The sequence below is a fragment of the Phenylobacterium sp. genome (assembly GCF_035276905.1).
In the GTDB taxonomy this organism is placed as follows: Bacteria; Pseudomonadota; Alphaproteobacteria; order Caulobacterales; family Caulobacteraceae; genus Phenylobacterium.
Window position 1 is genome coordinate 1 of sequence record NZ_DATELG010000191.1, and the last position, 9881, is coordinate 9881.

Annotated in this window: 10 protein-coding genes; 4 read left to right on the top strand and 6 right to left on the bottom strand. The window is 69.6% G+C overall.

Features of this window, described 5'->3' with window-relative positions:
• On the bottom strand, positions 1–140 hold a 140-nt coding region (locus VJS38_RS08870), incomplete at its 3' end, for a P-II family nitrogen regulator (RefSeq protein ID WP_324087797.1).
• A 344-nt stretch (positions 141–484) separates the two neighbouring features.
• Complete coding sequence (locus VJS38_RS08875; protein WP_324087798.1) at positions 485–1216, bottom strand: response regulator; 732 nt, start codon at positions 1214–1216, stop codon at positions 485–487.
• Between the two features lie 290 nt (positions 1217–1506).
• On the opposite strand from VJS38_RS08875, the gene VJS38_RS08880 reads away from it, so the two are divergent.
• The gene (locus VJS38_RS08880; RefSeq protein ID WP_324087789.1) at positions 1507–4725 is read left to right on the top strand and encodes an autotransporter outer membrane beta-barrel domain-containing protein; all 3219 of its coding nucleotides are present in this window, start codon (positions 1507–1509) and stop codon (positions 4723–4725) included.
• 368 nt (positions 4726–5093) lie between these two features.
• The gene (locus VJS38_RS08885) at positions 5094–5828 is read left to right on the top strand and encodes an EF-hand domain-containing protein (protein ID WP_324087790.1); all 735 of its coding nucleotides are present in this window, start codon (positions 5094–5096) and stop codon (positions 5826–5828) included.
• A gap of 100 nt (positions 5829–5928) precedes the next feature.
• Here VJS38_RS08885 and VJS38_RS08890 read toward each other — a convergent pair whose 3' ends face one another.
• The 3 genes from VJS38_RS08890 to VJS38_RS08900 form a co-directional block, all read right to left on the bottom strand.
• Complete coding sequence (locus tag VJS38_RS08890) at positions 5929–6528, bottom strand: lipid-binding SYLF domain-containing protein (RefSeq protein WP_324087791.1); 600 nt, start codon at positions 6526–6528, stop codon at positions 5929–5931.
• Between the two features lie 102 nt (positions 6529–6630).
• Positions 6631–7359: a DUF3313 family protein gene (locus VJS38_RS08895; RefSeq protein WP_324087792.1), complete on the bottom strand. Its 729-nt coding sequence runs from the start codon at positions 7357–7359 to the stop codon at positions 6631–6633.
• Between the two features lie 111 nt (positions 7360–7470).
• Entirely contained in the window at positions 7471–7845 is a 375-nt protein-coding gene (locus tag VJS38_RS08900; RefSeq protein WP_324087793.1) for a DUF1622 domain-containing protein, read from the bottom strand.
• A gap of 187 nt (positions 7846–8032) precedes the next feature.
• On the opposite strand from VJS38_RS08900, the gene VJS38_RS08905 reads away from it, so the two are divergent.
• Complete coding sequence (locus VJS38_RS08905; protein ID WP_324087794.1) at positions 8033–8431, top strand: DUF202 domain-containing protein; 399 nt, start codon at positions 8033–8035, stop codon at positions 8429–8431.
• Positions 8432–8450: 19 nt separating this feature from the next.
• Here the strand turns inward: VJS38_RS08905 and VJS38_RS08910 are convergent, their stop codons facing one another.
• Entirely contained in the window at positions 8451–9314 is an 864-nt protein-coding gene (locus VJS38_RS08910; RefSeq protein ID WP_324087795.1) for a hypothetical protein, read from the bottom strand.
• 242 nt (positions 9315–9556) lie between these two features.
• Here VJS38_RS08910 and VJS38_RS08915 point away from each other — a divergent pair.
• A partial coding sequence (locus VJS38_RS08915; protein ID WP_324087796.1) for a hypothetical protein occupies positions 9557–9881 on the top strand: 325 nt, incomplete at its 3' end.

Consider the following 9881-nt stretch of genomic DNA (forward strand, 5'->3'; position numbering starts at 1 on the left):
CGGTAGATCTCGGTCTGGCCCTTCTGCCGGCCGTAGCCCTTGACCTCCGAGACCGTCAGGCCTTCGACGCCGGCCGCCACGAGCGCTTCGCGCACGTCGTCCAGCTTGAAGGGTTTGACGACCGCCATGATCAGTTTCATCCGTTCGTCCGACGTCGCCAGACGCCGCTCCATGCCTGTCCAAGTCCGCCGCCCTGGGGCGGCCGACCAGACCAGCTATGCAGACGAACCGTGCCGCGGCTCTCGCGATCGAATTCCTGTGAGGAAACTTTTGCTATTGCCTCGAAAAGGGGCGCCCCGCCCGAATGTTCATCATGCCGAAACGTTGTTTCTTTCTAGGAAATCGCCTGTTGGTCCGGAGCTCGGCATGGGGCGCAGTGGAGAAGGCCCGATGGGTCATCGCTCGACTTGGCGCCGCGCCGCCGATTTTCTTCGGCGCGGCGCCCCTTTCGCGAGCGTATCAGGGAAGGCCGTGATGGCGGACGTCAGATCCGGCTGACACGGGCGTCGAACATGTAGCCGGCGCCGCGGATGGTGCGGATGATCTCCTCGTCGACGTAGGCATGCAGCTTGCGGCGCAGGCGGCTGATCTGCACGTCGATCGCCCGGCCCGCCACGTCGCCCTCGCCTGCGCCCGACTGTTCGATCAGGTCCTCGCGCGAGAGGATGCGCTCGGGCTGGTCGAGCAGCGCCTTCAGGAGGCTGAATTCGCCGGCGGTCAGCAGGATGGTCGTGCCGTTCGGCGCACGCACCTGGCGGCGCTGGGGCGAGACCGTGAAGCCCAGGAACTGGTAGCCCTTGGCCGGCCCCGGCGCGCCGGCGCGGGCCTCGTCGACCCGGCGGATGATGGCGCGCACCCGGGCGAGCAGCTCGCGCGGGCTGCAGGGCTTGGGCAGGTAGTCGTCGGCGCCGAGTTCCAGCCCCAGCACCCGGTCGACCTCGGCCGCCATGGCGCTCATCATCAGGATCGCCGGTCCGCCGGAGCCGGCCAGGCGGCGGCAGATCGAGAGCCCGTCCTCGCCCGGCAGCATCAGGTCCAGCACGATCAGGTCGATCGACTCCTGCGCCAGCACCGCCTCCATCGAGGCCGCGTCGCCGGCCTCGTGCAGCGCGAAGCCGTGCTCCTGCAGATAACCGGCGATCTGCTCTCGCAGGTTCGCGTCGTCATCGACGACCAGGACATGTCGAACGGGCTGAACGACGTGATTTGGAACCATATACACCTGTTCCTCCTGCCCACGGCCGCCTGGCGACGCTTCAGGCTCGTCACCGTTCAACGCAGCGTCGTCGCAATCCCGGCGAACAAGCGCCGCGTTCAAACGAAAAAACTTGGACACCTGTCCTGGGCGGGCCGGTCGAGGAAATGGGACAGAGATTTGCTGTGTTTCCAAGCGCCACGGACTGGATACACAGGTGAAAGGTTGGATACTTTCAGTAGAGGAAACGGCCCTCTACGCACCACAATGGCGTCGCAAGTCCCCCGGCTGAGCTTGTCCAGGGGATTTGAATGTCTGCTTTTGCGGGTCCGCAGGCCGTCACGGCGCGCGGGAAAGGTCGGTCGCGCCGGAAACTGGCCCTCTCGCTGGGGTCGTCCGTAGCCACGCTGGCCGCCTTCATTTCAACTTCGCAGGCGCTCGCCGCGACCACCGTCTCGGGCGGCTCGACGGCGGTGGCGACCTCGACGGCGGCGTCCGGCTCTCCCGACGACATCTCGCAGACCGGCACGCTCAGCGTCACCACCGGAGCAGCCATCACCCTCGACAGCAGCAACAGCGTCACCAATTCCGGCACGATCCAAACCCAGAACGTCAGCGGGGTCACCGGCATCCTGGCCAATACCGGCGGAAGCGGGAGCCTCACCGGCTCCATCAGCAACAGCGGGACCATCACCTACAACGAATCGGCGACCCTCACGACGACCGACTCCGCCGGCAACATCATCGGCCCGTTCGCCACGGGATTGAACCGCTACGCGATCCGCGTCGTGGGCGCCGGCGGGCTGGCCGGCGACATCACCAACACCGGCACGATCACCATCCAGGGCGAGGACTCCGCGGGCGTCTCGGTGGAAGCCCCCCTCACCGGCTCGATCACCAGCACCGGCACGATCACGGTCTCCGGGTCCCGGACCATCGGCGTCGGCACGGCCTCGAGCGTCGGCGGCGCCGTGATCATCGACGCGCCGGTGTCGGCGAACGGCGCCGGCGCCCAGGGCGTGGTGATCGGCGGAGACGTCGGCGGCGGCCTGGTCGTCGAGGGCAACGTCACCGCCACCGGCTACCATCAGACCACCCGCAGCACGACGGCCAACGTGCTGACGGACGAGGACAACAACGACAATGCCCAGGGCGGCGCGGCGATCAGCGTGGCCGGCAGCCTCGGAAAGGGCCTGCTGGTCAGCGCCCCGCCGGGCGTCCTGCCCACGGACACCACCGCCGACACGAACGGCGACGGCCTCGCCGACACCTCCGAGCCGACCGCCCAGGTCACCTCCTACGGCAAGGCCCCGGCCCTGCAGCTGGGGGCGGTCGGCAGGGACATCACCCTCGGCGACGTCGGCGCGGGCGACAGCGCCTACGGCCTGGTGATCGGCGGGACGGTCCAGGGCCTGAGCCTGCGCGACGGGGTCGCCGCCAACGGCCTGCAGATCGGCCTCGACGGCGGCGGGACGGTGACGATCAATGACGGCGTCCGGGTCCGCGGCTCGGTCCTGGCCACCGCCTACGGCGGCGACGCGACCGCCATGCACCTCAATTCGGGCGCGGCCACGCCCGTGCTCTACAACAGCGGGACCATCGCCGCGACCATGACCGGCGACGGCGCCCAGACCGCCCAGGGCCTCGTCATCGAGCCCGGCGCCTCGCTGCCCGCAATCACCAACGTCGGCGCGATCCGCGGCGAGGTGCTGGGCCTGACCGGCGCGGCCAGCGCCATCGTCGACCGCTCCGGCACGCTGAGTTCGATCCAGAACATCGGGACCATCGAGGCGCTCGCCACCCTGCCGACCGGTTCGACCGAAACCGGGACGCCGAGCGGCAAGACGGTGGCGATCGACGTCCAGCGCAACGCCACCGGCTTCTCGCTGCTCAGCTACCAGCCGAGCGGCTGGACGACCACGCCCGTCATTACCGGCTCGGTGCTGATGGGCTCGGGAAACGACACCGTCGACATCGAGGCCGGATCGCTGACCGGCGACCTCCAGTTCGGCACGGGCGCCAACACCCTGATCGTCAACGGCGGGGCGACCGTAACCGGCGCGCTGACCGCCACCGACGGGGCCAACAACGGGACGCTGGCGCTGACGGTGGGCTCGGGCACGCTGCAGATCAACAACACCGCCCACCTGAGCCTCACCAGCCTGACCCTGGGGTCCGCCTCGAAGGTGGTGTTCACCGCCGATCCGGCCTCGGGTCTGGCGACCCAGTTCAACGTCGCCGGCGCGGCGACCATCGACCCCGGCGCGAAGATCGACCTGCGGCTGACGTCGGTGGCCCAGGGGACCGCCACCTACACCCTGATCCAGGCCACTCAGCTGACCGCGTCGGGCATCGTCGACTCGAACCTCCTGGGGACCACGCCCTACATCTATTCGAGCCAGCTCACGACGGACACGACCGCGGGGACGGTGTCGGTGACCCTGGCGCGCAAGACCGCCGCGGACCTTGGCCTCACGGCGACGGCCGGCGGCTACGAGCCGGTCATCGCCGCCATCGGCGCGAACGCCTCACTGAGCGCCGGCCTGCTGGCCCAGACCAATCGCAAGGACTTCCTCATCAGCTACAACCAGCTGTTGCCCGAACATTCCGGCGGCCTGTTCCGGATGGTCCAGTCCGGCGTCGAGGCCTTCGGCCGGCCGGTCGACGAGCGCAGCGGCGAAGATGGCGGCGGCTGGCTGCAGGAGGTCAACTTCATCGCCCAGGCCGACGACCGGGACGACCAGCTGGGCTATCGCGGCTGGGGCTTCGGCCTGGTCGGCGGCTACGAGTTCCCGGCCCTCAACATCGGCTCCTTCGGCCTGACCTTTGGCGGCCTGACCTCGGAGATGCGGCCTCACGACAGCCCGGCGACAAGCCAGGTGACCGCCAACGTTCTGGACGCCGGCCTCTACTGGCGGCTGGAGCAGGGGCCGTTCACCGCCAGCGTCCGCACCGCCTTCGACTATCTGAACGCGACCGACCGACGCGCGGTCGAGCTTGACAGCGGCAATGAGACGATCTTCTCCGGCCAGGCCAGCGGCCACTGGTCCGGCTGGGGCGTCACCTCGCGCGCCCGCGTCAGCTACGAGCAGAAGTGGCGGTCGATGTATTTCAAGCCGCAGCTGGGGATCGACTATCTGCAGCTGCACGAGGACGGCTACCAGGAAGGCGGCGGCGGCGACCTCGACCTGACGGTGGACGCGCGCAAGACCACCGAGCTCACCGGCTACGCCGGGATCGCGATCGGCGCCGTCTTCGGCGACGTCAAGACCGCTTACTGGTCGCCCGAGCTGCAGCTCGGCTACCGCGACGTCCTGAGCTCGAGCGGCGGCTCGACCACCGCGGCCTTCACCTCCGGCGGCGAGGTCTTCACCGTGGGGCCGCTGGAGACCGGCGACAGCGGGGCCGTGGCGAGGCTGGCGATCCGCACCGGCAGCGCGGCGACCACCTTCTCGTTCGAAGGCGGCGCGGAGACCCGCGACCGCCTCACCGTCTACGACGCCAAGCTCGCCGCCGTCTTCCGGTTCTGAGGCCGGGGTAAAGGCCGCGCTTCGATACAATCCAGAGAAGAAGCCGCCTTAAGAACGCCCCGCGCCGCCGCGAACGTCGCGTTCGCGCGCGGGAAGATCTCCTGCCCTGCCCGGCCCCACGCGCACCGCCGACGGCGCCCCCAACCCGCTCTCGGCCGGCGGCTCCCCTCACCCCAAGGGGGAGCCGCCCCTGCGGCTTTCTCACCTCTCCGCTCGGCTCGAGGCGAACCCGCACGGTTGTTGCACTCCCTGGAAGGCTCACGCGGCGAACCGGAGGCGTCACGAGGGCGGACGCAACCACCGAAAGAGGTGCCCACGTGAATATATCCAGTCATTCAAATATTTACGCATCCAACCAGCCACAACGCGTGCTCGCCGCGCTGCTGCAGCGCGCCGCCGCAGCGGGGCAAAATCAGCCGGGCGGAGATTCCCCCTCGGCAACGGACGGCGCATCGTCCGCCCCGCCCCCCGGACCGCCGCCCGGCGGCGGGGCGCAGGCGTTCGTCGCCAAGACCCTCGCCAGCCTGCTTTCGCTCCAGGAGGACTCGCCCGCGAACAGCAGCAGCGCCGGGACAAGCACCTCCAATACGAGCGACAGCTCGGACTCGCGCGCGGCGAAGTTCGCCGAAAAGCTGATCAAATCGGCCGACACCGACGGCGACGGCGAGCTCAGCGCCAGCGAACTGCAGGCCGCCCTCGGCGACTCCGCCGGCGGCGACCTTACCTCGGCGATCTCCAAGCTCGACACCGACGGCGACGGCAAGCTCAGCGCCAGCGAGCTGGCCTCGGCGCTGCAGGCGCAGCAGAAGGGGCACGCCCACCATGCGCATCACGGCCGGCCGTCGGCCGACGACGTCGCCGCCAAGCTGATCGGCGACGCCGACAGCGATGGCGACGGCTCGCTGAGCCTGGCCGAGGTCGAAAGCGCGCTGGGAAGCGGCGGCAGCTCGAACTCCACCAGCGTGTCGGACGGCTTTTCGAAGCTGGACGCCGACGGCGACGGCAAGCTCAGCGCCAGCGAGCTCTCGGCGGCCCTGACCGCCTTCCGCCACGCTCACGACCAGAACGCCCAGAGCCCGGCGGCGGCGGCCGTCAGCGCCTAAAGCCTACATCGACGGCCGACGCAGAACAGCTGTCGGCCGGCCTGCGCATACGGCGCGAGCCCCTCCTGTCCCCCTCGGCCCGGCGGCGACTGAAAAGCGTTCAGGCGGCCTTCGGATGGATCGGGGTGATCTTCGAGCCTTCCAGCCCCAGCCCGGCCATCAGGCCCTTCTGGCCGAAGGGCACGGCGTAGACGTCCTTGCGCATGGTCGTGGTGTTCATGCTCTTGGCGGCGCCCTCGTCGATGACGACCACCGAGGGACCGGAGCCGATCGACCAGCCGTCGGAAGACTTGAGGTAGTCGAGCGCCTTTTGGGTCATGAAGAACAGGGCGTAGGAGAATTTCTGCGCGCCCGCCTGGAGGCCGAACGACCCGGCGGCGATGCGGTAGAAGCCGACCACCTTGCCCCGCTCGATCAAGGCGCCGTCGCCGCCTTGGCCGCCGACCATGAAGCCGGCCTTGACGATTTCCGGGAAGACCAGGATCGCCCTCGCGGTCCTTGCCCACTGCTGGGCCTCGGGACGCAGGGCGAGAAGCCGGTCGAGCGCCAGGCGGGAGTTGCTTGAGAGCTGCTCGGCGGTCGCCGCGGCGCTGTCGCCGGCATGGACGAACGCCATCGTCGCGGCCGCCGTGGCCAGCGTCAGCGAGGTTCGGCGGGTCACCTCCGCAGCGGGCGGTGGCGCGGACTGGAATTGGCGCATCACAGGTCTCCGATTGGCCCTGCCATTTGAAGTCGCGCCGCAGCGCAAGCCATCAGGTGATCACCTGAGCCTGAGCTCGTCCGGGTCCACCCGCAGACGATGCTATTGCGGCCCGGTCGTCTCCGCAGCCGGCGAGGCCGCGGACGACGCCGCCGTCGCCGTGCCGCCGATGGGCGAGCGCGCCTTCAACTCGCCGAACCCCTCCACGCTGATCTTGGCCCAGCGGGTGAACACCCGCTGGAAGTCGCTGCGGTTGGTGACGGCGTTGCGGATCAGGGTCCCGTCGTCGCCGACGATCTGGCTGTCGACGGCGCGGCCCAGCAGCGCGTTGGACTGCGAGTCCCGCACCTCGATGATGACCGAGGCGCCCCCGGCCTCGCGCGAGAAGGTGCGCGATCTCCCTGCGCTCATGGTGTCGGGCGCCACGACGTTCAGGTTCACCACCGCCGTGCGGACCCGGAGCACGTTGGGCCCCGGCGCGTCGACGATCGGATAGCCGGCGTCGGCGTAGACCTTGCGGAAGATGTCCTCGAAGCCGGTCTGCACCGTCTGCAGCATCCGCTGCGCGTCGGCGTCGGACAGGCGCTGGTTGAATGGCGCCTGGGAATTGTAGTCGCGCAACCAGTTCTTCTCGAACGCGACTTCGGTCGGGTCGAGCAAGACCTTGCTGTAGCTGCGGAAATCAGCGCCGGGCATCAGGTAGACCGCATCGAAGCGCTTGGACTTGACGAGGGTGAGCCCGTCCCAGGACGATGGCGGCGCGCTTCCAGCGGGCGTTCCGACCGCGAGGAGCGAGATTGCGGCGGCTGCCGCGGCGAAGCGACGGATCATGGCCCAAGTCTCCGGCAGGCTGACGGGGCGCGAGACTGCGCGCGCCGTCAGCTCGCGGACATCCGGCGAAACCCTCGCCCAGGTGACGACCGTGATGGAGCCTCCTCCCGTCTAGGCCTTCCCGCTTTCGGCTTTTCGCGGCCTCATCGCCTCGGGCGCGAAGTCCTCCAGGTCGCGCTCCAGGAAATAGTTCAGCCCGGTCCGGATCACCGCGATCGCCGCGAGCTGGCCGATCTCGTTCCAGGTCGGCGCGATGGCCGTGCGCACGATGTCGGCCCCGAGCGCGAACTCCAGCGCCAGGATGATCCACACGGCGAAGCTCATCCAGACGCCGCGGCGGACCGTGCGGGCGTCCAGCCTCCTGGCCGCGAGCGCGGCCGCCGCCTTGACGATGGCCGTGATCGCCCCGATCGCGATGCAGACGACGCAGACCAGCTCGGCCGCCAGGGCGACGTTGGCCGCGAACTCCTTCAGGATCAGCTCCATGGGCCGGAAGGTGTCGTTGGGCGCCGAGCCCGCCAATCGGGCGAAACCCGGGAGCGCTCAGGCTCGCACGCGCCCGGCGCCGTCCGCAACCTGCGGGTTTCCCCGCGTCTCACCTCCACGCCGGCCCCGATTGCCGACAGGCGCGCGCTTACCGAAGCTTGGGACGCAGCCTCGGAGCCCAGCGCCCATGACCGCACTACACCGGGCTTTGCTCCACCGCCCGCCGAGGATGCCCAGCGACCTGGGCGTCCAGCGCACCATCATGGCGGCCGACCGCACTCTGATGTCGTGGATCCGCACGGCGCTGTCGATGCTCAGCTTCGGCTTCACCATCTACAAGTTCCTGTCGACCATCGCCCAGACGGCGCCGCTGGAGCATCCCCGCAGCCCGCAGCAGGTTGGCCTCTTCCTCACCGCCCTCGGCACCGCCTGCATGGTGTTCGGGACCATCACCTACTGGGTGACGCTGCGCGACCTGCAGAAGACCGAACGCTTCCGGATCGGGCGACCGGTGCTTTGGATCGGGGTGATCATCTCGGTCGCCGGCGTGACCCTGTTCTACACCATCATCCGCCGGGCGGTCTGAGGCGTCACGGGCCGGCGGCTCAGCCGCCGAAGCGATAGCGCAGCGTCAGGATGGGACCGCTCATCCTGACGTCGGCCGTCGAGTTCTGGGCGCCCTGCGAGAACTGCAGAGTTCGCCACCCGAAGTCGATGTCGCCCCATCGCCGCACGTAGGCCACCTGCGCCGCGGCCTGCCAGGTAAGCTTGGAGCCGCCCGCCCCGACATCGACGTAGTAGATCGCCTTCCAGGGCCCCTCGCCGAGCGCATGTTCGCCGCGCAGGCCGGCGATCCCGTTCCAGATGTCCGCCTGCGAGTCCACAGAGCCTGCGCGCGCCAGGTTCCCCAGCGGCCCCGCGAAGCTCCAGTCCAACGTCGAGCGCAGCCCGAGGTAGCGGAAGCCGCCGAACAGCTGCACGAAGCCGCGATCGTTGCGGAAGACGTCGTAGCCGCCGGTGAGGGTGGCCATCGTCTCCTTCAGCTTCAGCTTGCCGCCCGTATTGATGGGAACCTCGAGCCCGCGCGGCCCGGAGACGCTGCGGACGCCGGAATCCTTCTGCAGGAGATTGATGTACATCGCGTCGAGCTGGAGCGAGAACGGCCCGCGCCGCGCCTCTGCGCCGGACATGATCGCGAAGTTCAGGTCGTTGAAGATGTCGCCGAAGCTCTGGTGCACGTCGGCGCTGATCGTGCGGCCCGCGCCGGCCGGCGTGAAGGAGCCGGAGGTCTTCACCGACGCCATCCAGAGGTAGGGCGAGATCGAAAAGCTCCAGGCGCCGGGAGCGGCCGGCGCAACGGCCGGGACCTGCACTTCGGCGCGCCCCCCCGCCTGCGCAAGCGCCGCCGACAGGACCCAGGCAGAGCCTGCGAGGATGATCAGGATCGCCGGCCGGAGGTGGAGGGTCATCTGTCGAGCCTCGCTGACATCGGGCGATCGTAGGGCCCAGGCCCAGCTATGCCGATCCGGGTAATCCACGGCTTTGCGTTCGGGATAATGCCCAGGAGACACGACCGCGGTTCGGATCTGCAGGCCAGCTCGACCACGCCGTCCGCGACCACGCGGTTAACTTCCAGGAGGCGAATCGGATCAACCTCGCCTCGACCCAACCCTCGTCCGGGACCGGCGCCAGGCGCGCCGTGGCATGTGCATTGTACCAGTCGAGCGCGAACGGGGGCCTTCTTCACACCCTGGCGGCGGACGCCGACCTCGCGCGCTGGCTCGTCTCCGGCGGCGACGAGCGCCTGCGCCTGAACGCCCTGGGCCGCAACCGCTACGGCGTCGGCCCCACGCCCAAGACGGGCGGCCTCAGCTTCAGCTCGTCGACCGCCTCGACGATCTCGGCGGGCGCCTTCGAGGCCGCCCGCGCGCGCCTGGAGGCGATCCTGGGCTGCGCCTCTCCGCGCGCCGCCTACCATGCCGGCGCGGCGGCGATCCGCGCGCGCCTGGCGGCGCTCTGCGCCCTGCCGCCGTCCG

What these genes read in the sequence shown, in the direction of transcription:
- VJS38_RS08875 (WP_324087798.1), bottom strand. Translation starts at nt 1,216, where the DNA reads ATGGTTCCAAATCACGTCGTTCAGCCCGTTCGACATGTCCTGGTCGTC.
- VJS38_RS08880 (WP_324087789.1), top strand. Translation starts at nt 1,507, where the DNA reads ATGTCTGCTTTTGCGGGTCCGCAGGCCGTCACGGCGCGCGGGAAAGGT.
- VJS38_RS08890 (WP_324087791.1), bottom strand. Translation starts at nt 6,528, where the DNA reads ATGCGCCAATTCCAGTCCGCGCCACCGCCCGCTGCGGAGGTGACCCGC.
- VJS38_RS08895 (WP_324087792.1), bottom strand. Translation starts at nt 7,359, where the DNA reads ATGATCCGTCGCTTCGCCGCGGCAGCCGCCGCAATCTCGCTCCTCGCG.
- VJS38_RS08900 (WP_324087793.1), bottom strand. Translation starts at nt 7,845, where the DNA reads ATGGAGCTGATCCTGAAGGAGTTCGCGGCCAACGTCGCCCTGGCGGCC.
- VJS38_RS08905 (WP_324087794.1), top strand. Translation starts at nt 8,033, where the DNA reads ATGACCGCACTACACCGGGCTTTGCTCCACCGCCCGCCGAGGATGCCC.
- VJS38_RS08910 (WP_324087795.1), bottom strand. Translation starts at nt 9,314, where the DNA reads ATGACCCTCCACCTCCGGCCGGCGATCCTGATCATCCTCGCAGGCTCT.